This window comes from Streptomyces sp. NPDC008238, from assembly GCF_042956445.1.
GTDB lineage: Bacteria > Actinomycetota > Actinomycetes > Streptomycetales > Streptomycetaceae > Actinacidiphila.
The window spans coordinates 251046-275774 of sequence record NZ_JBIBGK010000005.1 but is presented as its reverse complement, the minus strand read 5'-3'; the positions used below and the strand labels follow the sequence as shown (position 1 = coordinate 275774).

Here is a 24729-nt window from a genome sequence, read left to right as displayed (position 1 = left end):
AAAAGGGATTCCGCTGTCTTACGGATCGCTGACGTCCGCCGGCGCTCCCGCGGCCGGCCGAGGACCGGGTGCGAGACTCGACGACGTGAAGCACGTACTCGTCGTGGACGACGACGCCACCGTGGCCGAGGTCGTGGCCGGCTACCTGAACCGCGCGGGCTTCGGCGTGGACGTGGCCCCCGACGGACCCTCCGCCGTGGCCCGGGCCGCCGCGCGACCGCCCGACCTCGTGGTCCTGGACCTCATGCTCCCCGGCATGGACGGCCTGGAGGTCTGCCGCCGCATCCGCGACGAAGGGCCGGTCCCCGTGATCATGCTGACGGCGCGCGGCGACGAGGAGGACCGGGTCCTCGGCCTGGAAGTCGGCGCCGACGACTACGTCACGAAGCCCTTCAGCCCCCGGGAACTCGTGCTCAGGGTGGAGTCGGTACTGCGCCGTACGGGAGACCGGACGACCCGGGCCCCGGACGGATCAGGGCTGCGCGCCGGTCCCCTCGTCCTGGATCCCGGCGCCCGCCGCGTCGTCCGCCACGGCGCCGAACTCTCCCTGACGATCCGTGAGTTCGACCTGCTGGAGTTCTTCCTGCGCAATCCCGGCCGCGCGACGAGCCGGGAGGAGCTGATGCGCCGCGTGTGGGGCTGGGAGTTCGGGGACCTGTCGACCGTCACCGTCCACGTGCGACGGCTGCGGGAGAAGGTCGAGAGCGATCCCGCACACCCCCTCCTGATCAGCACGGTGTGGGGCGTCGGCTACCGGTTCGACCCGCCGCCGGCGGACGAGGGGGCCCGCGATGGTGCATGACACCCTTCTCATCGTGGTCTACGCGTCCATCGGCGCAGCCGGTGCGGGCCTGCTGGGCACGGGCGTCCTCCGGCTGCTGCGCAACCGCTCGGTCGCCCTGTCGCTGGCGGTGGTGGCCGTCGTCACGGTCGCGGCGATGCTCGCCGGAACCATGCTGGTGTCCTGGGCCATGTTCCTGTCCGACCACGACCTGTGGGTCGTGACCATGGTCTGCTCGATCGCCGCGGCGGTCTCACTGGTGGTGGCACTGACGCTCGGACGCGGTGTGGTCCGCGGCAGCCGGGCCCTGGCCGAGGCCACCCGCGCCCTCGGCGACGGCGGCGGTTTCACCCCGCCCGCCGCCGCGCCCACCGCCGAACTGGCCGAACTCGGTCGTGAACTGGCCGCCACCAGCGCGAAGCTCGCGGCGTCCAGGGAGCGCGAGAGGGCCCTGGAGGACTCCCGCCGCGAACTGGTCGCCTGGATCTCCCACGACCTTCGCACGCCGCTGGCCGGACTGCAGGCCATGACCGAAGCCCTGGAGGACGGCATGGTCGACGACCCGGCCGTCTACCACGCCCGCATCCGCACGGAGGTCGAACGCATGAGCGGCATGGTCGGCGACCTCTTCGAGCTCTCCCGCATCCAAGCCGGCGTCCTCGCGCTGCACACCACCCGCGTGTCGGTCTACGACCTCGTCGGCGACGCGCTCGCGGGCGCGGCCGCACTGGCGAAGGAGCGCGGCGTGCGGATCGTCGGGGACGGCGTCGAACCGGTCCCGGTCGAGGTCGACGGCCGCGAGATGTCCAGGGTGCTGGCCAACCTGCTCGTCAACGCGATCCACCGGACCCCTGCCGACGGCACGATCGCGGTCTCCGCGCGCCGGGAGGCGGACAGCGTCGTGGTGTCGGTGACGGACGGCTGCGGCGGCATTCCCGTGGAGGACCTGCCCCGGGTCTTCGACACCGGCTGGCGCGGCACCGACGCACGGACCCCGCCCGCCGGAGCGGGGCTGGGCCTGGCGATCGTGCGCGGGATCGTGGAGGCGCACAAGGGCAGGGCGGCGGTGCGCAACGTCCCCGGCGGCTGCCGGTTCGAGGTCCGCCTGCCCGCCTCGGCGCCCTGAGACGCCCGCCACGGCCCGGGCCCCGCCCTGCCCCGGGACCCCGTCCGGACGGGTCAGCCGTGCCGCAGCGGCGCCGTCGCGAACTCCGCCATCCCCTGCGCGAACACGACCCGCGGCTGCCAGCCCAGGTCCTCGCGCAGCCTGCGCGAGGAGGCGGTGATGTGGCGGACGTCGCCGAGCCGGTACTCGCCCGTGACCACCGGTGTCTTAGTGCCGTGTGCCTCGGCCAGGGCGGCGGCCATCTCCCCGACCGTGTGCGGCTCACCGCTGCCGACGTTGTACGTTCGGGCGGCCCCCTCGGGCAGCTCCGGCAGTTGCTCCAGGGCGGCGAGGTTGGCCCCGGCCACGTCCCGGACGTGGACGAAGTCACGCCGCTGGCCGCCGTCCTCGAACACCCGCGGCGCCTCACCGCGTTCCAGCGCAGACCGGAACAGCGAGGCGACCCCCGCGTACGGGGTGTCGCGCGGCATCCCCGGCCCGTACACGTTGTGGTACCGCAACGCCGTGACGCGTCCGCCCACCGCGCGCGCCCATGCCGAGGCGAGGTGCTCCTGCGTCAGCTTGGTGGCGGCGTACACGTTGCGGGGGTCGAGCGGGGCGTCCTCGGCCACCAGCCCGGGTGCCAGTGGTTCGCCGCACCGCGGACACGGTGGTTCGAAGCGTCCCGCGCGCAGGTCCGCCACCTTGCGCGGTCCGGCGCCCACGACGCCGTGCGACGGGCACTCGTACCGTCCCTCGCCGTAGACCACCATCGAACTCGCCAGCAGCAGCGACCCGATTCCGGCCTCGGCCATGCCGGCCAGGAGCACCGCGGTGCCCAGGTCGTTGCAGCCCACATAGGCGGGGGCGTCGGCGAAGTCCTTGCCGAGGCCGACCATCGCCGCCTGGTGGCAGACGGCGTCCACGCCCCGCAGGGCGTCGGACACCGCCTCCGCGTCGCGGACGTCCGCGTGCCGCCAGTCCACCCCCGCGGGGACCGGCGGGGGCGTGCGGTGCGCGGCGGGCAGCAGCGCGTCGAGCACGCGCACCTCGTGCCCGGCGCCGGTGAGGGCGGTGACGACGTGCGAGCCGATGAAGCCCGCACCTCCGGTGACCAGGATCAACATGACCCGACCGTACGGCCGACGACCGGCCGTGCGGCCGAGCGACGCCGTCACGTCAGCCTTTCGTAAGCCTTCCCGCCGCCATTCACCGCCGACGGCCGCGGCGGGCACCCCGCACGGTGACCACGAGGATCCTGACCACTGCCACGGCAGCGAGCGTGACCAGCCAGTCGCGCGGGTAGTCCAGCGGCAGGACCGATGAGTTGGCCGGCTGCCCCGGGCGCAGCATCACCGGCAGGGCGACCACGGTCAGGGCGCCGCCGACCAGCAACGCCGCGCGGACGGGCCCGCGAGGGCCCCCACGGACCAGCGCCCAGCCGATCAGCAGCACCAGCGGTGCGACCAGCGCGTCGTGCAGCACCACCGCGCCGCCGAGCCAGATCAGGACGCCGGGCAGGTCGGTCACTCCCGTCAGCTGGCGGACGCCCACGCCGGCGAGCAGCACACCGACCGCGCCGGTGAGCCACCGTGTAACCCCCGCGCTCACGCCAGCACCTCCAGCCGGCCGACCCACTTGGTCTGCAGCACGCCCGGCCGGTTCGGGGCGATCAGGCGGGCGGGGTAGCCGTGGTCCGGGGTGAGCTCCGCACCGTTCAGGCGCAGGGCGAGCAGGGTCAGCGGGTCGCGCGCGTAGGTGTGTCCCATCTCGGAGACGCGGTAGCCGCCCCGGCGTTCCAGGGAAACCACCCGTACCCCGGCGTGCGGCGGGGCACCCGCGAGGTCCAGGAGGTCCGCGATCCGCACGCCCGTCCAGCGGGCCGACTTGCTCCAGCCCTCCACACAGGCGATCGGCAGCTCGGCCTCGTGCTGCCGCAGGCCCCTCAGCTCGTCGAGTGTCAGCGTGTACGGCCGCGGCCCGACGACCGTCAGGCGATAGCGGTCGGCCGTGACCGGTCCGACTCCGGCCGCGACGGCGGTGCGGTTGACCGGCAGGCCCTGCGGGCCATGGTCCGGATGGCGTGGTGCCAGCAGGACGAGACCCTTCAGCGGGGTGAAGGACTGTCCCACGGTGGTCACGGTGACCGCGCCGACCGCCGTCGCCACCGCGGCGAGCAGCGAGCGCCGGCCGGGACCGTCCTCCTCGGGCAGGGCCACGGTTCCCGGAGACCGCCGGCTCCAGTGGTCCCGGATCTCCGGCGCCTTGACCGCGACGTGCAGCAGTACCGATCCGGCCGCCAGCCAGGCCACGGCGTAGTGGACCGGTACGAAGGAGAACGGCCACGGATACCACTGCGCGATGTTCAGGAGGCCGGTGCCGAGTTCGAACAGGGCGGCGGCCACCAGCACGGCCACCGACACACGTTCCAGGGCGTGCCGCAACGACCTCACCGGTGGCCAGGAGAACAACCGCGGGTACACCGTCCACAACTTCGCCAGCAGCAGCGGGACCGCGGCGATGCCCGAAGCGACGTGCAGCCCCTGCGTCACCCGGTAACCCCACACCGGACGGCTCGGCAGGTCGCCTGCCGCCCAGCCGGGCGGATGCTGCAGCAGATGGCTGATCAGACCGGTGGCGAAGCACACCGCGAAGGCGATCCCGAGCCACCGTCCGATCGATGTCGCCGTTCGGGCGTCGTGCAGCGGGGCGTCGAACCGTGGCGGGAACAAGCGTGATCTCATGCGTCCATCTGAGCCGTCACCAGGGCGTCGCGGAACAGCCGGGCCCCTTACGGAACAAGGACGTTCGAGCCCCGGTCGGGCGGTCGTCGCGCACGTACCACGGGGCCGGTCACCGCGCGGCGTGGTGGCGCCGGTAGTGGCGGGCGACGCGTTCGCGGTTGCCGCACGCGGGGGAACACCACTGGCGGCGCGGGTGATCCTTGAGGAAGAACAGCAGGCAGTTGGGCGCCAGGCAGGGGCGCAGGCGATCGCGGTCCGGCCCGCTGAAGAGCTCGACGGCCTGGTGCGCGATGAGCTGTACGGCGAGGCGTGCGGGCGACCTGTCGCCGCGGTAGACCCGTGAGGTCTGCCCGTCGGCGGGCCACCGCAGTTCCGGCCAGGCGTGGGCAAGGGCGTTCAGGGCGCTGATCGCCTTCTGCCGCTCCAGCTTCGGCGCGGTGGCGGGCGGGCGCGGGTCTCCGGTCGTCTCCGCAGCCAGCCGTCGCAAAGCGTCGCGCAGCGTCCGCAGGGACGCGGCGACTTGGCGTACGTCGTCCGCACCGAGTTGGCCGGGACGGATCCCGGTCCCGGACGGGAGCCGTCCGGCAACCGCGTGCAGCCAGGCCGCGACGCCGGCGTCGTCGGCGAGGGCGTCGCGGATGCCGCTGCTCCCGACGGCGACGGTGTTCATGAGTTCGATGGGCAGCGGTTCCCCCAGCAGCACCGCGCTCGTGGTCGCTTCCTCGGTCCTCATGCTGTCCACTCTATCGCTTTTCTAATGGTTGGCATTCGTATTTTCCATTTGACTCCACGGAGCGAGCGCGTGAGGCTCCTAATGGTTACAAAAACAGCAAACGTTAGTTCCTCGTGGAAGGAGTCCGTCGTGTCCGTACTGCCCCTCATCGACCCCGCCGAGGCCACCGGCGACGCCGCGATCCTGCTCTCCGAGCTGAAACGGACCGTCGGGTCCGTGCCGAACATGGCGAAGGCGATGGCGAACAGCCCGGCCCTGCTGAAGGGCTGGATGAGCCTGTCCGGCGCACTCGCCGGCGGCGTGCTGCCCGCGGCGATCCGGGAGCGCCTGGCGCTGGCGACTGCCGAGTACAACCGCTGCACCTATTGCCTGTCCGCCCACACCTTCCTGAGCAGGAACGTCGCCAAGGTCGAGGACCTCGAGATCGACCGCGCCAGGCACGCGGAGTCCGCCGAACCCTACGTGGCGGCCCTGCTCACCCTGTCCGACGCCATCCTCCGGGGTCGCGGCGCGATCGACCCGGCCACCCTCGAGACGGCCCGCGCCGCCGGCGTCACCGACGCCGAGATCGCCGAAGTCGTGGGCAACCTCGCCCTCAACATCCTGACGAACTACTTCAACCTCGTCGCCGACGCGGACAACGAGTTCCCCGTCGTCGTGCCGCATCAGCAGCTCTGACGACATCAGCCGTTCGGGCGACGTCCCGGCGCCTGTGCGGCCCAACGTTCCGCGCCATCCGCGAGCCGCCGGCAGCAGGCTTGCAAGAGGCGTTCTCCACCCGCCTCCCGGGACCTGACGACAGCCCGCAGACCAGCCACGAGGACGGAATGAGGAAGCATCGATGACCGAGGAATCCAGGACCCAGGGTCAGGACGGGTACGACGTGATCGTGCTGGGAGCCGGCCCCGTCGGACAGAACGTCGCCGAACACGCCCGCGCGGCGGGACTTTCGGTGGCCGTGGTGGAACGGGAACTGGTCGGCGGGGAGTGCTCGTACTGGGCGTGCGTGCCCAGCAAGGCGCTGCTGCGGCCGGTCATCGCCGTCGCCGACGCGCGGCGGGTGGACGGAGCCCGGCAGGCCGTGACGGGGCCGCTGGACACCGGCCGGGTCTTCGCCCGCCGGGACCACTACGTGACCGACTGGGACGACAGCGGCCAGGCGGGCTGGGTGAAGTCCATCGGCGCGGACCTCTTCCGCGGCCACGGGCGGCTCGACGGGCCGCGGAAGGTGACCGTCACCTCTGGCAACGGCATCCGGCACACCCTTGCGGCGCGGCACGCGGTCGCCGTCGCCACCGGCAGCCGCCCGCTGCTGCCCGACATCGAGGGCATCGAGGAGGCCCGGCCGTGGACCAACCGCCACGGCACCGACTCCAGCACGGTCCCTGGCCGCCTGGTCATCGTCGGCGGCGGCGGGGTCGGGGTGGAGATGGCGACCCTCTGGCAGGGCCTGGGCGCCCAGGTCACCCTCGTGGCCAGGCGTCCCCTGCTCTCGCGGCTGGAGCCCTTCGCCGGCGAACTCGTCGCACGCGGACTGACCGACGCCGGCGCAGAGGTACGCGTCGGCGTCCACGTGACGGCGCTGCGCCGCCCCGTGCCCGGAGGGCCGGTCACCTGCGTCCTCGACGACGGCAGTGAACTCGAGGCGGACGAGGTCATGTTCGCCACCGGACGCGCCCCGCTGACCGACGACATCGGCCTGGACACCGTGGGCCTCGCCCCCGGCACCTGGCTCGACGTCGACACCACCTGCCTGGTCCGCGGGGTCGACGGCGCATGGCTCTACGCGCTCGGCGACGTCAACCACCGCGCCCTCCTGACCCACCAGGGCAAGTACCAGGGGCGCACCGCTGGCGACGCCATCGCCGCGCGTGCCGCCGGCCGTCCGCTGGACGACGCCCCTTGGGGCGACCACGCCACCACCGCCGACCAGCACGCCGTTCCGCAGGTCTTCTTCACCGACCCGGAAGCGGGCGCGGTGGGCCTGTCCGCGGCGGAGGCCGAGGAGGCCGGCCTGCCCGTCAGGGTCGTCGACCTGGACTTCACCGCCGCCCAGGGCGCCAGGCTCTACGCCGACGGCTACCGGGGTCACGCCCGTATGGTCGTCGACACCGACCGGGAGGTCCTGGTCGGCGTGACCTTCGTCGGCCCGGGGATCAGTGAACTGCTGCACTCCGCCACCGTCGCCGTCGCCGGAGAGGTCCCCCTCAAGCGCCTGCGGCACGCCGTCGCCTGTTTCCCCACCGTCAGCGAGATCTGGACCTTCCTGATCGCCGCCTACCACCGCGGTGGTGCGTGAGTCGATCCGGCCGGGCCTCGGTCGGCGTCGTACCTCACGCCGTGCGGAGCAGCAGCAGGGCCATGTCGTCGGTGCCGGGCGTGGTCCGGACGGCGTGGTGGACGAGGTCGTCGGCGAGGGTGTCGACGGGCTCGTCCGGGGTCCGGCCGACCCGGCGGGCGAGCTCGCCGATCGCCTCGTCGATGTCGGTGCCGGGGGATTCGACGAGTCCGTCGGTGTAGAGGACGAGCGTGGTGCCGGGAGGGAGCGGGATCTCCGCGGTGGTGTAGACGGTCTGCTCCTGGATGCCCAGGAGCAGACCGGGCGGCAGGCGGAGGACATCGGTGCGGCCGTCGGGGTGACCAACGAGCGGCGGGAGGTGGCCGGCGGTGGACAGGTGGGCGCGGTGCCGGGCCAGGTCGAGGTGCGTGTAGAGGCAGCTCGTGAAGAGGCCCGGGTCGAGGTCGATCAGGAGGCGGTTGGTGCAGGTGAGGACCTCGTGCGGGCGTGGGCCCGCTGTGGCATGGGAGTGGACGGCGGCGCGGACCTGTCCCATGAGGGCGGCGGCGCTGATGCTGTGTCCCTGGACGTCACCGATGACAGCGGCGGCGGCACCGGCGGTCTCGCAGCGGATGAGATCGTAGAAGTCACCGCCGATCTCCATGCCCCGGCCGGCCTGCCGGTACCTGGCCGCCACTTCCAGACCGGGGACGTTCGGCAGGCTCCTTGGCAGCAGCCCGGTCTGGAGACTGTGGGCGAGCTGTTGCTGCGTGTCGTAGAGGCGGGCGCGATCCAGTGCCTGGGCGATGAGTCCGGCCAAGGCGGTCAGGACGGCGCGTTCCGCCGGGGGGAAGGGCTTGGGCCGGTCATAGGACAGGACGAGGGTTCCGACGGGGTGTCCCGAGGTGATCAGGGGCAGGAAGGCCCAGGCGTCACGGGACCGGTAGCGGACGGCTTCGGGATAGGCCCGCTGGAAGTCCGCGAAACTGGTGAAGAAGCTCGGAATACCGCTGACCAGGGCCTTTCCGGGTGGTGTGATGGCTGTCCACGGCGCCCCGTCGTAGCGGTTGACGAAGCCGGTGCTGTACCCGCGGTGCCCGATGACGCGCAGCCGGCCCTCTTCCATCATCATCAGGACCAGGCCCTCGGGCCCGAAGGCGGGTACCAGCTGGTCGGCGACGAGATCGACGACGTCCTGCGTGCCGACGGCCTGCGTCAGGGTCGCCGCCAGGTGCATCAGCTGGTACTGCTCGGCCACGGTGGCGGACTCCGCCGACGCCTGTCGTCCGGAATCGCCGGTCGCCGCCGGCTCGAGCCGTGAGGGAGTGATGTGGACGCTGATCCCGCAGGCGTCCGGGTAGAGCTGGAAGCGCAGCCAGCGGTCCGGCGGACGGAGCGCGGTGAAGGACGTGGGCTCACGGCCCAGGACAGCGGCGCGGTAGCGGTCCTCGTAGACGGGATGGTCCAGCCACGCCAGCACCTCCCAAAGCCGGCTGCCCATCAGGTCGGCCGCGTCGGCACCGAGCAGATCGGCCGCGGCGGCGTTGACGTACGTGACCCGCCCGTCCATGTCCAGTGCGCAGCAGCCGATGGGAAGGCGCTCGGAGAACTCCGCGGCAGCCAGGGCCTCGGCCTCGGTCCGGGTGAAGCGGCGTGCCGGCGTCAGCACCTGCGGTTCGCTGCGGGGCAGGATCGGCTCGCCGCGGTCGGAGGCCTGCTGGAGCAGGAGGCCGGTGTGGCTGCAGAAGGCGCTGATCGCGTCCTGTTCGCGCCGGCTGAGCTGCGGCGGGTGCCACAAGGGCCACAGCAGCGCGATCCCACCCCAGTCGGTGGTGTCCTGGGTGATCGGGGCGGCCGCAAGCATGAAGTCGTACGGCACCACCAACCCGACGTTCGGGTAGTGGCGGGCCATGTCCTCCTGGCTGCTCAGCCACACCAGGCGGCGCTCGCGGATGGCGTCCGTCACCGGTGTGGAGGTGTCGAGCGCGACCCGCGTCCAGGGGGCGACGATCCGCCGGGAAGCCCCGGAGACCATGGCCAGCTGCTGTACCCGCCCCCCGGGAAGCACCAGGTAGAACAGGCCGACGGAAGCGCCGGTCGCCTGCACGACCCCGGCGAAGGATCCCTCGAGCTGCTCCAGGCCACTGGCAGCGGTTGTCGGACGGGTCACGACTGGCACCTCCTTTCGAGTGGAAGGACCTGCATGTGCCAGGCCGTCCCGTCCACCAAGGGCACGGTCGCCCGGTGCCGCTCGGGTTCGCGTGGAACCCGGCCCGCACTCCCGCTCGGTCGGACGCCGTCTGGGAGGGGCTGGGACCTGCGCTTTCGCGCCTGCGGTGCGGGGTCCTCCGATGGGGACGCCTACCCGATGACCCTGTGGTGACTCCCGCGGGAGGGGAGCGGCTCCTTCGAGGACGGGATGGCCTGCCGGGGCCGCCGCAAGCCGGATCAGCGGGGGGAGGCGTTCGGCGGGGGTTGATCGTCGTCGCGCGCCTGCCGGCGGATCCGGCCCAGTTTCAGGGCGAAGAGCACGGCGGACAGACCGAACAGCACGGCGGTGACGGCCAGCCATCGGCCGAGGTGGACGGTGTCGGTGAGCCCCGTCGCTCCTCGGTACGGACGGGACAGACGGAAGATCAGGGGGAACCAGACCAGGAGCAGGACGCCGGACAGGAAAGCCGGCACCCGCAGGTAGTTGATCCACGACGGCGTCGGCCCCTTCGGGACGCGGTGACGGAGTACGGAGCGGGCCTTCAGGTCGGCGAGCGAGTACAGCGGCAGCAGGACGAGGTCGTGCAGGACGGCCGCGCCCACCAGCCAGATCGCCACCTCGACGGGCCGCAGCGCGAACAGGCGGACGCAGGCGTAGCCGGTGACGGCGAAGGAGCAGACGAGGACGAGCAGGTGGAGGGGACCGGCGCCGTACCAGCGCGGGAATCGGCTATTGATCACGTCCGGAAGGTGAGTCGGTGCACCCACTTGGTGTTGTTGACCCCCGGATTGGCCGGCACGATGACACGCGCCGGGAAGCCGTGGTCCAGGGACAGGTCCGCCCCGTTGACCCGCAGGGCGAGCAGGGCCCGCGGGTCGTGGATCTGGTTTCCGCGGAGCAGCACGGAGCTGTAGGGGCCCGGTGGCTGGACGGACTCGACCAGCACGCTCCCTGCCCCGCGCAGTCCGCCGAGCGCCGCGAGGTCGGACAGCCGTAGACCCTCCCAGTGCTGGTCATCGGTGGACCAGCCCTCGACGCACGCGATCGGCAGGGCCGCGGTGTAGCGCGGCATCGCCAGCAACTGCTCACGTGTGAGCACCAGGGGCCGTCCGGCGCCCTGTACTTCGAGCCGCCAGGCCGGACCGACGAGCTCGGGGGTGACGCCGACCGACGCGGCCGTCTTGTTGATCTGGAAGCCGTTCGGTCCGCTGCCCGGATCGCGACCGTGCGGTGCGAGCAGCGCGGTGCCGCGCAGCCGGCCGCCGATGCTCTGCCCGGCGGTGACGACCAGCAGCAGCAGCGATCCGGCGCCGACCATCCCCACCGCGCCGCGACGGCTCATGGTCGCGGCGGCCGGCGCCACGGGCACGAGGCCGTCCGCGTCGGGAGGCTCGGGACGGGTGCCGGAGACTCCGGTGCGCAGTTCCCGGAACGGATCGCGACTGCGCAGGGCGCGCGTCATCCGGCCGAGCCTGAGGCCCACGTGGGCGACGAACGCGGCGACGAACACCCAGGCGCCGTAGAAGTGCAGGGTGTAGAAGGAACCGGGGAAGACGTAGAAGAGCTGGACGTTGAAGATCCCGGTCACGAACTCGAAGACGGCGCCGCCCACCAGCAGGAGCAGTGACAGGCGCTCGAGGGCGTGGGCGGCGGACCGCAGCGGCGGCCACACGAACAGTTTCGGGATCACCGACCACAGTTTCGCCAGCACCACCGGCACGAGCACCACCCCCAGCGTCACGTGGACGCCCTGGGTCAGCCGGTAGAGCCAGGAGGGCCGGGTCGGCCAGTCGAAGAGGTAGAACCCGAGCAGGCCCTTGTCCGGCGTCTGGTCGTTGAGCGGCCCCAACCCCGGGTTGTAGGCGGCGTAGGAGAGCAGGCCCGTCACGAACATGACCGGGATGCCGAACAGCAGGACGAGACCGAAGACCGACGTCAGCCACGGCCCCCGGATCGGGCTGCGCCAGAACTCGGGCCGGAACGGGCCCGGGGGTGCGGGCGCCGAACCGATCCGCCGCCCGACCCCTCGCGCATGGGCGGTCACGGCCGGGACGAACCTCCGACGGCGTCCGCGCCGGGCCGCGCGGGCGTCGTCCGGACCATCCGGCCGACCGGCCGGCGACGGCTGTCCGCTGCCGCTCATGAACCACCCTCCAGCGTCAGGGCGTGCCCCGGGCAGGACAGTGGCCGTGATCCAGCCACCCACACATATCCCGGCCTGCGCCGGAGGCTGTCCCGCCGCCGCCGGGGAACACCAAACACCGACCGAAAGGGGGTGTGATCACGCCAAGCGGGTGACAGGTCGGCAGTCGGCGGCACGGCGAGGGCACGGCGGCTCCACGGCCCCTCGCGGACAGGGCGGCACAGCGGTCGGACGGGGACCACGGACCTCCTCGCCCGGGGCCCGGCCACTCCGGTGCCCCCGCTAGGGTGTCAGTAAGGCGTCAAGAAAAGGCGCCCGGTGTGCCGGGAAGTCTGGTCGGCGAGTCAGGGGCCGTGTGCCCTTCGTCGCCGACACCCTGGAGGTTCGCCCTCGTGGCCGCCACCCCGCCTTCCCGGCCTTCCACGTTCCTCGGCGTGCTCCCGTGGCCTGAGCGGCGGGCCGTCGCCCGCGCCCTGCGGACGGAGACGGTCGGTGGGCTGGTTCTGCTCGCGGCCGCGGTGGTGGCCCTGGTGTGGGCGAACAGCCCGTGGGGCGGAGCCTACGAGGCCGTGCGCGACGTCCGTTTCGGAGTCCCCGCCCTCGGGCTGGACATGTCGGTGGGGCACTGGGCCGCGGACGGGCTGCTGACGGTCTTCTTCCTGGTGGCCGGGATCGAGCTGAAGCGTGAGCTCGTCGTCGGGGAACTGCGCACTCCGGCGACTGCCGCGCTGCCGGTCATCGCGGCGGTGTGCGGGATGGTGGTCCCCGCGGGGCTGTACGTGACGGTCGCCGCGCTCGGGGGCGGGAGCCTGCGGGGCTGGGCCGTGCCCATGGCCACCGACATCGCCTTCGCACTGGCCGTGCTGGCGGTCATCTCCACCCACCTGCCGGCGGCCCTGCGGGCCTTCCTCCTGACCCTCGCCGTGGTGGACGACCTGGGCGCGATCCTGGTGATCGCGGTGTTCTTCACCTCCGACCTGAACCCGTGGGCGCTGGCGGGGGCGGTGGCCGGGCTCGCGGTCTTCTACGGGCTGCAGCGGCTGCGGGTCACCGGCTGGTGGTGGTACGTGCCGCTGGGCCTGGCGATCTGGGCCCTGATGTACAACGGTGGCGTGCACGCCACCGTCGCCGGCGTCGCCATGGGCCTGATCCTGCGCACCACCCGGGACGACGACGAGCTCGCCTCGCCCGCCGAGCGGACCGGATACCTGCTGCACCCGCTGTCCGCCGGCATCGCGGTTCCCCTCTTCGCCCTGTTCGCGGCGGGCGTCACGGTCTCGGGCGGCGCTCTCGGCGAGGTGTTCAGCGACCCGGAGCCGCTGGGCGTCGTCGTGGCCCTGCTCTGCGGCAAGATCATCGGCATCTTCGCGGGCACCTACCTCGCCGCCCGCTTCACCCGTGCCTGTCTCAACCCGGACCTGGCCTGGGCGGACGTCTTCAGCCTCGCCACCCTGGGCGGCATCGGCTTCACCGTCGCCCTGCTGATCGGCGAACTGGCCTTCCCACCGGGCGAGGGCGAGCACGTCAAAGCGGCCGTCCTCGTCGCCTCGCTGGCGTCGGCCTGCCTCGCCTCGCTGCTCCTCCATCGGCGGAACCGGCTGTACCGGCGGCTGTGCGCGGAGGAGGACGCCGACGCCGACGGCGACGGCGTTCCCGATATCTACCAGCGAGGCGCCGGGAGGACCGCGGCGGCCGAACAGCCGGACTGAACGCCGGGTTATGGGGCCCGGCGCCTGCCGGTGTGCCCCGGGGGAGGGCGGCGGGCCGGAGCCCGCCGCCCCGCCGCCCCGCCGAGGAGCCGGTCGGCGCGCGGCCGGTCAGGCGTCGGCGATCGGGCGGGTGCCCAGACGGACGTTGTCGATCGCCCAGAACCAGTTGTTGCCCGCGTTGAAGATGCGGAAGGCGACCTTCGCCGTCGTCGCGCCCTCGGGGACGGGGCAGGACAGCAGGACGAGCCGGTTCTCCTGGTCCTGGCCCAGGTTGGTGTTCCCGGACGTCGCGCTGCTGTAGTGGAGCAGCCGGACCGGCTCGGCGGTGTCGAAGGTGACGGTGACCTCGGCCTCCTGCGGGCTCTCCTGACGGTAGTGGGAGTCGAAGCCCAGGTGGAGGGTGGGGGTCCCCGCGGGGATCGCCACCGCCGGGCTGGTGAGGGTCGAGTCGAACCGGCCCCGGCCGGACGGGCTGCCGGTGTCGTCCCAGTCGTCGGGGTCGGCCACGGCCACCACGCCGAGGGCCCGGCCGAAGTTCGGCCGGTCCTGTCCGGCGGGGAACCAGAACTGCTTGGACAGGAAGCTCCAGCCCTGCAGTTCCCGCGTGCCCTGCGGCATGGCCGCGGCGTTGGCGACCGTCCAGCCCTCCGGGGCGGTCCGGGTCCATCCGAGCAGGCCGGGCCGGCTGAGGTCGGCCGCCGCGGCGAGCGCCGGGGCGACGGACTCGAAGTCCTCCGCGAGCAGGTGGCCGGTCATGACGGGCCCGGTCTTCGCGGACAGGGACGCCGACGCCTCGGTGGCGTCGCCGTTCAGCTTCGCCGTCATGGTCGCCTTGAGGCTGCCGGAGACACGCGCCGCGCCGGCGGGCGCGACGACGTCCCAGGCCAGGGCGGCCGACGAGCGGGCCGGAACCGACACCGGCGTGCCGCCCTTCGCGGTGGCCGTCCAGCCGTCGGGGAGGGTGAGCGTGGCCGCGAGGCCGGTGAGCGGCGTGGTGCCGGCGTTGGTGACGGTGGCGGTCACGGTGACGGGCCTGCCCGGCGAGAGCACCGTGCCGTCCGTTCCGGGGGAGCTCGCCGGACCGGTCAGTGCGACGCTCATGGCCGGGGCGACCTTCGTGCGGACGCGCGCGTCGGCGATCTTGAGCAGCCCGTCGCCGTCGGCGTACGCGGCGACGGCCAGTTGCCCGGCGGTCGCGTCGCGGGAGGGGGTGACGGCGAAGCGCACGTCGGCGGAGTCGCCGGCCCGGAGCGTGGCCGGTGTCGCGCCCTCGCGGTGGACCGTCCAGCCGGCGGGGGCGAGCAGGGCGACGGAGAGGGCGTCGAGCCGCCGGCGGCCCCGGTTCCGCACGGTGACCACGACGTCGGTGGGGTTGCCCTGCGCGAACGGCGTGTCCAGGGACGGCAGCGCCGCCGGGAGTCCGATCGCCGCCGCGAGCGCGGGGGCCGTGCCGGTCTCCGGGTCGGTGACGCCGGGCTCCCCGTCGGCCAGACGGCCGGTCATGCGGCGCAGGAAGGACGGGTCGTCCCGGTCGACGACCACCACGTCGTACCAGCCGTGGTCCGCGAGGCGCAGGTGCACCGTGTGGGACCGGCCGGGCTTCAGGGTGACGGTCTCCACGCGGTCGCCGTGCGCCCGGGAGTACACCGACTCGCCGACGAGGAACGTGCGCGTGGTGGCGGAGGGGTTGGAGCACACCACCGCCACCTGGCCGGCGGCGCGGTGCTCGACGAGGTGGGCCTCGCCGCCGACGCCGCTGCCGCGCAGCTCCCACACCGACCACCCGGGGCCGTGGACCTGCAGGTCGTAGCCCTCGGCGCCGTACTCCACGGTCTCGGTGGCGTGGCTGCCCGCCGGTACCGTCCACGCCCGCGGGGCGGTGCCGTCGCCGGGGTAGGCGGTGAAGGCGGCGCCGGTGCCGCCCTCGTTGCCGAGCCGCAGTTGCACGGTGGAGCGGCCGGTCTCCGTACGCAGGGACAGCCGGTACGGGGAGCGGCGGGTGCGGCGGGTGCCGGACTCCTGCTCCGGGAGCGCCTGCTCCGCGGGCGGTACGGGGTTCCACCGGCCGACGGGGGCCGGGACCCCGGCGGGCCGGTCCACCTCGGGCTGCGGGTGCGTGCGGTCGAAGTCGAAGGCGGACGTCAGGTCGCCGAAGACGGTGCGGCGCCAGGCGCTGATGTTGGGCTCGTGGACGCCGGTCCACTTCTCCAGGAACCGGATGACCGAGGTGTGGTCGAAGGCCTCCGAGCTGACGAAACCGCCCACCGTCCACGGCGACACGACCGTCATGGGCACGCGCGGGCCGGGACCGACCGGGCTGCCCTTGAACCAGTCGTCGCCGTTGCCGGAGGCCGGCTTCGGCGCGACCGGGGCGGGGACGTGGTCGAAGTAGCCGTCGTTCTCGTCGAAGTTGATGAACAGCGCCGTCTTCGACCAGGTCTTCGGGTCGCGGGCGATGGCGTCGAGGAGGTCGTAGACGAGGTTGGCGCTGCCGACCGGGGTGGAGCTGCCGGGGTGCTCGGACAGGGCGGCCGTCGGAACGATCCAGCTGACCTGGGGCAGCGTCCCCTTCTTGATGTCCGCGGTGAGCCGCTGGATCAGGGTGTCCGGCTCCGAACGGTAGGCGCCGCGCAGGAACAGCCGCCGCTCGGCCTCGGTCAGCGCGTCGACGCCCCGCTGGAACTCCGCGAGCGCGGCCTTGCGCTGATCCGCCGTCCGGTCCCAGAGGCTGTCGTAGAACTGCTCGGTGGTGGCGTACCCACCGCTGACCCCGGCCAGGATTTTGCGGCCGATCTCCTTCCAGGGACGGAAGTACTCCACCGCGTTGTCGGTGAAGTTGTCCCACTCCTGGTAGATCTGCCAGGAGACGCCCGCGGCCTCCAGGCGCTCGGGGTAGGTCGTCCAGTCGTAGCCCGCGTGGTCGTAGTCGTACGCGGCGTTGGTGACGGCCCGGTTGACGCCGTCCGGCTCGTAACCGGTCGTGCCGGTCCACAGGTAGTTGCGGTTGGGGTTGGTCGAGCCGTAGACGGAGCAGAAGTAGGCGTCGCAGAGGGTGAAGCGGTCGGCCAGTTCGTACTGCAGCGGGATGTCGTGCCGGTCGTAGAAGGCCATGGTGCTCTGGCTCTTGGCGGCGATCCAGTCGTTCCACCAGCCGTTCCCCCGGGCCTGGGTGGCGTCGGAGAACCCGTGCGCGAGCGACCCGAGGTACTGGATGTCGCTCTCCGGACGGCCCGCGTCGACCGCTGCCCGGCGGGCCGAGAACGGCAGGACCCGGCCTCCGCCGGCCTTCGGCTGCTCGAAGACGGTTCCTCCGGTGGGCAGTCGCAGCGGGGTGCGGTCACCGAATCCGCGGACGCCCCTGAGGGTTCCGAAGTAGTTGTCGAAGGAACGGTTCTCCTGCATCAGGACGATGACGTGCTCGATGGCGCGCATGCCGCCGCGCGGCAGGGGAGCGGCCATCGCCTGGTGCAGCGAAGGGGGCAGGAAGGAGAGGGCGGTTCCTCCGGCGAGGGCGCCGAGGACCTTTCGGCGGGAGACGTCAGACATGCCCGGAGGCTAGGTCGGCCCCACCCCGTGACGTAACCCTGGGTGACCGATCTTCCTCGACCGTTCACCCGGCGGCACCGGACGTTCCCCTGTCGGCCCGCCCCGCCTAACTGTACGGGGCACGAACATGGTTGGGCGGTGACGGAGCGGGTGCCGGGGGCAGGACCCCCGGCACCCGCGGTGCCGTCAGATGGCCGACGCCGCTACGAGCCGATCCGGTAGGCGCGCTCGACCGTCTGCCGGACGGAGTTGCCCGCCTTGTCGGTCGCGGTGACGCGCAGGGTCACGTACGCGCCCTGCCGGTGGTCGCCCGGCCGCTCGACGGTGGCGGTGAACCGGTTGTGGCCGCGGTCCTTGACGCGGACCTGGCCCGTCCAGCTCTTGCCGTCGTCGAAGGAGGCCTCGACCTGGAGCCTGACCCCGGTGGGGGCGGCGAGCCCGTCCTGGTTCCTGACCGTCAGGTCCAGGTCGTGCCGCTTGCCGCCGCCCACCGAGTTCCCCAGGTCCGCGGGGACGCCGTAGTCGACCTGGAGCAGCGGCAGCAGCGTCTTCTGCGCCGCCGTGCCGGAGCGGAAGGTCCAGGAGGTGCTGGTCCGCGTGCCGGTCTGCCAGTACTCGGTGTCGCGCGCGGTCGTCAGGTCCAGGCGGTAGCCGGCCGTTCCGGCGGGGACGGGGAACTCCCGCCAGGCGTCGTCGCCTTCGCCCACCTTCCGGCCGTCCCGGTAGAGGACCGCCGCCACGGTGTCGCCCTTCATGTAGGAGGGGTCGTCCATCGTCCCGGGCGCCCCGGACCTCCCGCCGATGCCGCCCCCGAGCGAGGCGACCTGCCGGCGGCCCCAGTGGCCGGCCACCGCGTCGGTGTACTCCGGGATCGCCAGGCTGAGGACGTCACCGTCGCGGACGGCGGGCCGGCTCCAGCCACGCGGGATGGACGGCCGCACCACCGCCCGGTACCACTCCTCGCCGGCCTTCTCGCCCGCCGCGAAGGTGCGCGGGGTGTCGCGCAGGCCGGACTGCAGGGCCCCCGCGAGGAACAGATCCGGGCCCGTCATGAAGTCCACGTCGTGCATCCACCGGGTGTCGCCGGAAGTGACGTACTCGGTGCGGGACTTGCCCGTCGGCGCCCAGCGGGAGGTCTCCCAGGCGACGTCGGTGTAGGGGCGCCAGCCGAAGCGCTGCTCGCTGGTCCAGTGCAGCGGGCCGTTGTTCGCGTAGGACGCCTTCACCCGCGCGGTGTTGCGGTCCGAGACGGTGTACGTGACGTCCTGCGGGATCTGCTGCCACTGCGTGGTGATGTCGTACAGGTACGGGCTCTCGACCGTCCCGGAGACGTCGACGACGGCCGTGTGCCGCTTCATGTACTGCAGCAGCGCGGCGCCGTCGGCGGCCGTCATCCGGACGACGGGCACGGCGGAACGGGTGTCCATCGGCTTCCAGCGGGTCCAGGCGAGGATGCCCTCGGGCAGGACGACCACGATGCCCTTGGCACCGGCCTTCGCGGCCGTCTCCGCCAGGTCGTAGCCCTCCATCGCGTACTCGTCGCGGATCACGGCGAGCTTGCCCCGCACGGTGGACGGCCGCAGGTCGGGCTTGTCCCGCGTCCCCGCGTCCACGGCGACCAGCCGCTCGCCCCGGGGGTCGAACGGCGTGGACTGCTTGGCGTAGAACGGCCTCAGGGCGAGGCCCGCGCCGCGGACCTCGGTCCTCAGCTCGGGAGCGGTCATCTCGAAGCGGGCGTTGAACTCGAAGGCGCCCTCGGTGACCTTGGACGTGGGGTTCGCGTAGAGGTCCACGAACCCGCCGCCGTCCTCGTAGTAGATGCCCATGGTCTGCTCGACGCCGTCGATCTTCCGGTACATCTGGTACGTCACGTTGTTGCGGCGCTCGGCGGGCTCGGGCGTGCGCACCCGCACCTGCTTGGCCTTGCGCGCGTCCAGGGTGACGGTCGTGTCCTTGGTGACCTTCACCTCGGGCTCGACGACCTGGATCACGCGCACGCCGTCGCTGGTGTCCTCGGCCAGGGTGCCGCCGACGAGGTAGGTGCCCTCCTCGACCTCGGCGACCCCCAGGTCGGTGAAGGTGACCTCGGCGTCCCCGCCGAAGACGTCCAGTAGGGACCACGCGGTGGGCTGACCGTCGGGCCCGAAGGACCGGGTGGTGAGCTTGTGCAGCGGGGCGCGCACCCACAGGCTGAGGGTGGTGTGCACCGAGGCCCCGCCGGCGGACGTCGCGGTGACCCAGCCGTGGTACGAGCCGCGGCCGGCCTTCGACGGGTCGACGGCGACCGGCACCTCGACGGTCGCGCCGGGGGCGACGCGGACGGTGTCCTGACCCAGCGTCAGCGCCCCCGCGGGCAGTTGCTTGCCGCCCTTGGCCGTCAGCGCCGACCGCAGGTCCAGCGACACCTCGGCGTCGCCGTGGTTGGTGTAGCGCACCGCGCCGGCCCGCTGCACCGGCGACCCGTCCCGCTCGAACGGGCCCAGGACGATCGTCCCGGTGGCGGTCACGGGGGAGGTGAACGCCGCCTTGACGTCGACACGGCCGCCGCCCTGCTCGGTCGGCAGCTGCCCGGACACCGTGTGGGACGTGCTGATCAGCGCGTCCTTGAGCTGCTCACCCGTCCAGTCGGGGTGCTTCCCGGCCAGCAGTGCCGCAGCGCCCGCCACATGGGGCGTCGCCATGGACGTGCCGCTCGCCGAGGTGTAGCGGTCGTCGACCGGGACGCCCATCGACGTCCCCGCGGCGCGCGCGGCCACGATCCCGACGCCCGGCGCCGTGATGTCGGGCTTGGCGGCCTTGTCACCGAAACGCGGGCCACGGCTGGAGAAGGAGGCCAGCGAGTCGTCACGGTCGACGGCACCGACCGTGAGGGCGGCGTCGGCCGCGCCGGGCGAGCCCACCGTCATCTCGCCGAGCTCACCGGTGTTGCCCGCGGCGACGACGAACAGCGCGCCGCTGCTGCGGGAGATCTCGTCCACCGCCAGGCTCATGGGGTCGGTGCCGTCGGTCTGCATGTCCGCGCCCAGGCTCATGTTGACGACCCTGGCGCCCTGCCCGGCGGCCCACTCCATGCCCGCGATGACCTGCGACTCGCTGCCGGAGCCGTCGTCGCCGAGGACCTTGCCGATGAGCAGGTCGGCGTTCGGCGCGACGCCCTTGCGCAGGCCGTCGGAGGCCGCGCCGCTGCCGGCGGCGGTGGCGGCGACATGCGTGCCGTGACCGAAGTGGTCCTCGGTCGAACCGCTGTCGCTGAAGTCCTTCGCCACGCTCACCCGGCCCGCCAGGTCCGGGTGCGTCTGGTCGGCGCCGGTGTCCAGTACCGCGACCTTGACGCCCTCACCGTGGTAGCCGGCCGCCCACGCGGCCGGCGCGTTGATCTGCGCCGTGCTGCGGTCCAGCGTGGGACGCACCTTGTGGTCCAGCCAGACCTTCGGGGTCGTCGCCGCGGCGCTCGCCACGGAGGCGCCCTCGGCGGGCGCGAGCTGCTTCCAGAACGCGGCGAGATCCCCGTCGCCCACGCGCAGCGCCTGGGCGTCGATGCTCGACAGCCGCCGCGGTCCGGCGGAGCCCTCGTGGAACCTCGCGAGCGCGTCCGCCTTCTTCGCCGCCGCCCGCGCCGAACCTCCCGGCGTGGACACGATCAGCGGCAGGGCGTCGGCGTGCGCCTCGTCGTACCCCTGGGCGACCAGGGCCGTCACGTCGAAGAGCCCGGCGTCCAGCCGTCCCGTGCGGACCAGCGCCGCCGCGTCGGAGGGCAGCACCGTCAGCGCGCCGTCCCTCTCGGTGGTCTGGAAGAAGACGTGCTCGCGGCCCGGAGCGCGCGTGACCGAAGCGGTCTTCCTGCCGCCCGGCGCGTCGCTGAGGGTGACCAGGTCGCCGGTGATCAACCGCACGGTGGCCGTACGGTCCTGCGGCGCGGGCGTCGGCGCGGTGGACCCCGAGGGGGCCTGGGCGGAGGCGGGCGCGACAGCACCCGACGCGACCACCGCCGACAGGGATATCGCCGCCCAGAGGCGGATCCGTCTCATCGGTGTCTGCATCCTTTCTGTCGTCCCGGCACCCGGGAAGCGGGTTCGTGAGCGGGTGTCATGACCTGCCGTCGTGACGCCCACCGCGGTCGACGGTGTCGGGACTGCGGGCCGGGGCGCCCATGGGGGCGAAGGCCCGCACGGACGTGCCGAGGGCCCCTCGTACCACCGCGGTTCATGAGCCGTTCGGAATCATCCGGCGTACCGGGAGGCGCTGTCAGCGATCCCGCGTGGCACAACTGGGCCATGTCACAAGGGCGACAGACTTCGGCCGGGTGTCCGCCGGGACACGGCCCGCGACCTCGGGAAATTCAGGTGACCGGCGGGCCGTGGTTGCCTACGATCGGGCGCTGCCCGTCATGTCCGCCCGCTGCCCCTGATCGGTCGTCGCGTGAAATCCCTCGTCCCCGGCGTGCTGCGCGACGAGCCGCAGTTCGCCCGCCTGTTCATCGGGCAGTCCCTGTCCGTGCTGGGCGACCGGGTGTCGTTCGTCGCGGTGCCCTTCGCCGTGCTCTCGGCGGGCGGATCCGCCTCCGACGTCGGAGTGGTGACCGCCGCGGCGCTCGTGCCGACGCTGCTGTTCACCCTGGTGGGCGGCGTGTGGGCGGACCGCTTCCGGCGGCACCGCATCATGCTCCTCTCCGACCTCGTGCGCTGTGCCGCCCAGGCCGTCATCGCCGCGCTGCTGCTGACCGGCGCCGCCGAAGTGCCGTACCTCGTCCTGCTGCTGGCCGTCTTCGGCACGGCGGACGCGTTCTTCATGCCCGCCTCCACCGGGCTGCTGCCGCTGGTCGTGGCGCCCGGCCGGCTGCGGGAGGCGAACGCCCTGCGGGGATTCGTCCAGTCGTCCTCGCTGGTCGTCGGTCCCGCCCTGGCCGGCGGTCTGATCGCCCTGGTGGGACCGGGCGGCGCACTCGCCCTGGACGCCCTCACCTTCGCCGTCAGCGCGGCGTTCCTGGCCCGGCTCAGACCTCGCGGGACCGAGCCCGGGGCGGAGGGGTCCGGGGCGGAGGGGTCCGGGGCCGCGCCGGCCGCCGCCGCGGCGACGTTCCTCACCCAACTGCGCGAGGGCTGGGCGCAGGTGCGCAGCCGTAGCTGGGTGTGGTCCGGCATGGCGGCCATCGCGGTGTACCACGTCGTCGTGCTGCCGTCGGTGTTCGTGCTCGGCCCGGTCCTCGCCGAGGACGAGTGGGGCGGCGCGGCGAGCTGGTCGGTGGTGGTCGCGGCCTTCGGCATCGGCGCCGTCGCCGGGGACGTGTGCGCCTACCGCCTGCGGATCTCGCGTCCGCTGGCCCTGGGCGCCGCGGCGCTCGCCGTGGCCTCCTGCCAGGCGGTCGTCATCGGCAGCGGCGGGTCGATCGCCCTGATCGCGGCCCTCGAAGCGGTCACCGGAATCGCCGTCTCGCTCTTCTTCGTCCTGTGGGAGACCGCGCTGCAGACCCACGTGCCGGAGGCCGCCCTGTCCCGCGTGAGTTCGTACGACTACCTGCTGTCGAGCGGACTCATGCCGCTGGGCCTCGCCCTCGCCGGCCCGGTCTCCGAGGCGGTCGGCGTACGGCCCACGCTGTACGCGATGACGGTCATCGGGGTGCCCGCCGCCCTCGCCCTGCTGTGCGTCCCGGCCGTACGGCGCCTGCCGGCGTCCCCGGACGCCGCGGACGGCTCCGTCCCCCGCGCCGCCCCGGAGACGGCCGTGCCGTGAGGCGCGCGGGGGACGGGCCGGGTCAGGATCCCGCGGGCGGCTCGGCGAGGACGCCGCGCAGCAGGCCCGTGGACTGACCCACCTCGATCAGGTAACCGTCGGGGTCGCGCAGGTAGCAGCGCAGCTCGGACCCGCGGTCCAGGGGCTCGGTCAGGAAGCGGGCGCCCTTGGCGACGGCGTGCGCGTGGAAGGCGGCGATGTCGGCGACCCGCACGTTCACGAAGCCGGACACCCGCTCGGTGCTCTGCGGCACCTCCAGGGTCACGTCCGGCTTGTCGGGGGTGGGGCCGCCGCCGGGGTTCATGATGAGCCAGCTGTTGGCGACCTTGACGATCGCCGGGTTCTCCTCCATCACCACCTCGCCGCCGAAGACGTCCGTGTAGAAACGGCGGGAGACCGCGACGTCCCGGACGGTCAGGAAGTGCGTGAGGAGCAGGCCGTGCTCGGGCACGGGGAGATCGGCGGGCGATGCCGTCATCGTTGGTCACCCTTCGTCGACGTGAGGCGCGTTCCCGGGCCGCGCGTCCGGCACGGGGCCGGACCGCGTGGGCGGCGCACGGGCGGGTGGGCCGGCCCGGGACGCGTACCGTTGCGCAAGGTTCGACCGGCGTGGCCGGGGGTGTGTGACACACGGCCCTCCCGTCGCGGTGCGCCGCCGCCCGGTCGGGGTCAGGCCGCGGTGAGGCGGTGCGTGGTGCCGCTGCTGCTCGCGGCCCATGCGTCGGGCATGGCCGCGGCGAGGGCGTGCTGGGCGCGCCAGCCCGTGCAGTGCCCGGGGGCGATCAGGTGCGGGCCGAGGTCCGTGAGCGCCCGGACGGTGGGAGGGACGACGGGTTCGAAGGCGGGGCCGGTCAGATGGAAGCCGCCCAGCACGGCGTGGACGGAGGGCACGCCGGTGAGCCGCCGTGCGTGGCGGACGATGTTGACGACTCCGGCGTGACCGCAGCCGGTCAGCACGACCAGGCCGCGGCCCCTGAGGTGCACCACGAGCGCCTGGTCGTCGATGACCTGCGGGTCGTGCTCCCAGTGGTCACCGCGCCATGCCTGGTGCGCGGCCGGCATGCCGTGCTCGAAGTCGGTGGTGCGGTCGACCTCTCCGGTCAGGAGCACGCTGTCGTCGACGAGGAGGGAGGGCAGGGTGCGTTCGACGACCTCGAACCCCTCCGCCGCGAGGGCCTTCTTGCTCAGGGTGGGCATGTCGAAGGTGCTCTGCGGGGTGTGGAGGCGGCGCCGGGTCCAGGCGTGCGGGTGGACGACCATGGGCATCCTGCGGGAGCCGAGCCGGCCGGCGAGGGCGGCGAGACCGCCCGCGTGGTCGAAGTGCCCGTGGCTGAGGACGACGCCCCGCAGGCTCCCCAGGTCGACCGCGAGCCGGTCGGCGTTGGTGACCAGGCCCGACGGCGACAGGCCGGCGTCGAAGAGCAGCACGGTCTCGCGCTCGCCGCGGCGGACGGTGACCAGGGCGGAGAAGCCGTGCTCGGCGATCAGGCCCACGGCGGTGTGGCCCGTCTCGAACTGGCCGGCCGGGGTGGAGGCGGGGCCCATTCCCGCCCTGGTGGTGTGTTCGTCGCCGACGAGCAGGGCGTCGAAGGTGTTGTCCACCAGGATCGTGACCCGCACCTCGTCTACGGGCTCGAGGGCGATCGGGTCCACGGCGCGGCCGGGTGCCTGCCGCGGGGCGGAGAGAGCCGCGTCCTCGGCGGTTGCGTGGGTGGTGTCGCACATGGCGGTCCCCGGTCCGTTCGCGC

The 24729-nt window shown here is 73.2% G+C and carries 17 protein-coding genes; 6 read left to right on the top strand and 11 right to left on the bottom strand.

Annotation, left to right across the window (positions count from 1 at the left end; genetic code table 11):
* The first annotated feature begins 85 nt into the window (after nt 1–85).
* Both ACFZAU_RS15380 and ACFZAU_RS15375 read left to right on the top strand, forming a co-directional pair.
* Complete coding sequence (locus tag ACFZAU_RS15380; RefSeq protein WP_500552551.1) at nt 86–802, top strand: response regulator transcription factor; 717 nt, start codon at nt 86–88, stop codon at nt 800–802.
* Nucleotides 792–1907: a sensor histidine kinase gene (locus ACFZAU_RS15375; protein ID WP_500552550.1), complete on the top strand. Its 1116-nt coding sequence runs from the start codon at nt 792–794 to the stop codon at nt 1905–1907. Before ACFZAU_RS15380 ends, ACFZAU_RS15375 begins: the two co-directional genes overlap by 11 nt.
* 53 nt (nt 1908–1960) lie before the next feature.
* Here the strand turns inward: ACFZAU_RS15375 and ACFZAU_RS15370 are convergent, their stop codons facing one another.
* From ACFZAU_RS15370 to ACFZAU_RS15355, 4 genes are all read right to left on the bottom strand, one after another.
* Nucleotides 1961–3013: an NAD-dependent epimerase/dehydratase family protein gene (locus ACFZAU_RS15370; RefSeq protein ID WP_500552549.1), complete on the bottom strand. Its 1053-nt coding sequence runs from the start codon at nt 3011–3013 to the stop codon at nt 1961–1963.
* An 82-nt stretch (nt 3014–3095) separates the two neighbouring features.
* The gene (locus tag ACFZAU_RS15365; RefSeq protein ID WP_500552548.1) at nt 3096–3497 is read right to left on the bottom strand and encodes a hypothetical protein; all 402 of its coding nucleotides are present in this window, start codon (nt 3495–3497) and stop codon (nt 3096–3098) included.
* Nucleotides 3494–4630 (bottom strand): molybdopterin-dependent oxidoreductase, encoded by a 1137-nt coding sequence (locus tag ACFZAU_RS15360; protein WP_500552547.1) that lies wholly within the window; start codon nt 4628–4630, stop codon nt 3494–3496. Before ACFZAU_RS15360 ends, ACFZAU_RS15365 begins: the two co-directional genes overlap by 4 nt.
* 109 nt (nt 4631–4739) lie before the next feature.
* On the bottom strand, nt 4740–5363 hold the full coding sequence (locus ACFZAU_RS15355) for a CGNR zinc finger domain-containing protein (RefSeq protein ID WP_500552546.1): 624 nt from the start codon (nt 5361–5363) through the stop codon (nt 4740–4742).
* 129 nt (nt 5364–5492) lie between these two features.
* Between ACFZAU_RS15355 and ACFZAU_RS15350 the strand changes: the two genes are divergently transcribed.
* Nucleotides 5493–6041, top strand: coding sequence for a carboxymuconolactone decarboxylase family protein (locus ACFZAU_RS15350; protein WP_500552545.1), 549 nt, complete (start codon nt 5493–5495; stop codon nt 6039–6041).
* Between the two features lie 163 nt (nt 6042–6204).
* Nucleotides 6205–7662, top strand: coding sequence for a dihydrolipoyl dehydrogenase family protein (locus tag ACFZAU_RS15345; protein ID WP_500552544.1), 1458 nt, complete (start codon nt 6205–6207; stop codon nt 7660–7662).
* 34 nt (nt 7663–7696) lie between these two features.
* On the opposite strand, the gene ACFZAU_RS15340 is transcribed toward ACFZAU_RS15345, so the two are convergent.
* The 3 genes from ACFZAU_RS15340 to ACFZAU_RS15330 all read right to left on the bottom strand — a co-directional run bounded on the left by ACFZAU_RS15340 (nt 7697) and on the right by ACFZAU_RS15330 (nt 11897).
* Nucleotides 7697–9811 (bottom strand): SpoIIE family protein phosphatase, encoded by a 2115-nt coding sequence (locus tag ACFZAU_RS15340; RefSeq protein ID WP_500552543.1) that lies wholly within the window; start codon nt 9809–9811, stop codon nt 7697–7699.
* A 278-nt stretch (nt 9812–10089) separates the two neighbouring features.
* Nucleotides 10090–10593, bottom strand: coding sequence for a hypothetical protein (locus ACFZAU_RS15335; RefSeq protein ID WP_500552542.1), 504 nt, complete (start codon nt 10591–10593; stop codon nt 10090–10092).
* Entirely contained in the window at nt 10590–11897 is a 1308-nt protein-coding gene (locus tag ACFZAU_RS15330; RefSeq protein ID WP_500552541.1) for a molybdopterin-dependent oxidoreductase, read from the bottom strand. Before ACFZAU_RS15330 ends, ACFZAU_RS15335 begins: the two co-directional genes overlap by 4 nt.
* Nucleotides 11898–12388: 491 nt before the next feature.
* Between ACFZAU_RS15330 and nhaA the strand changes: the two genes are divergently transcribed.
* Nucleotides 12389–13705 carry a Na+/H+ antiporter NhaA gene (nhaA, locus tag ACFZAU_RS15325; protein WP_500552540.1) on the top strand — a complete coding sequence of 439 codons (1317 nt, stop codon included), beginning with the start codon at nt 12389–12391 and terminating at the stop codon, nt 13703–13705.
* Between the two features lie 108 nt (nt 13706–13813).
* On the opposite strand, the gene ACFZAU_RS15320 is transcribed toward nhaA, so the two are convergent.
* Both ACFZAU_RS15320 and ACFZAU_RS15315 read right to left on the bottom strand, forming a co-directional pair.
* Entirely contained in the window at nt 13814–17251 is a 3438-nt protein-coding gene (locus ACFZAU_RS15320) for a phosphocholine-specific phospholipase C (protein ID WP_500552539.1), read from the bottom strand.
* A 203-nt stretch (nt 17252–17454) separates the two neighbouring features.
* Nucleotides 17455–21279 carry a S8 family serine peptidase gene (locus ACFZAU_RS15315; RefSeq protein ID WP_500552538.1) on the bottom strand — a complete coding sequence of 1275 codons (3825 nt, stop codon included), beginning with the start codon at nt 21277–21279 and terminating at the stop codon, nt 17455–17457.
* Nucleotides 21280–21670: 391 nt separating this feature from the next.
* Between ACFZAU_RS15315 and ACFZAU_RS15310 the strand changes: the two genes are divergently transcribed.
* Complete coding sequence (locus tag ACFZAU_RS15310; RefSeq protein WP_500552537.1) at nt 21671–22981, top strand: MFS transporter; 1311 nt, start codon at nt 21671–21673, stop codon at nt 22979–22981.
* Nucleotides 22982–23003: 22 nt separating this feature from the next.
* On the opposite strand, the gene ACFZAU_RS15305 is transcribed toward ACFZAU_RS15310, so the two are convergent.
* Together ACFZAU_RS15305 and ACFZAU_RS15300 are read right to left on the bottom strand one after the other, a co-directional pair.
* Nucleotides 23004–23459, bottom strand: a complete 456-nt coding sequence (locus tag ACFZAU_RS15305) for a VOC family protein (RefSeq protein ID WP_500552536.1) — start codon at nt 23457–23459, stop codon at nt 23004–23006.
* A 191-nt stretch (nt 23460–23650) separates the two neighbouring features.
* Nucleotides 23651–24706, bottom strand: coding sequence for an MBL fold metallo-hydrolase (locus tag ACFZAU_RS15300; protein WP_500552535.1), 1056 nt, complete (start codon nt 24704–24706; stop codon nt 23651–23653).
* Nucleotides 24707–24729: the final 23 nt, after the last annotated feature.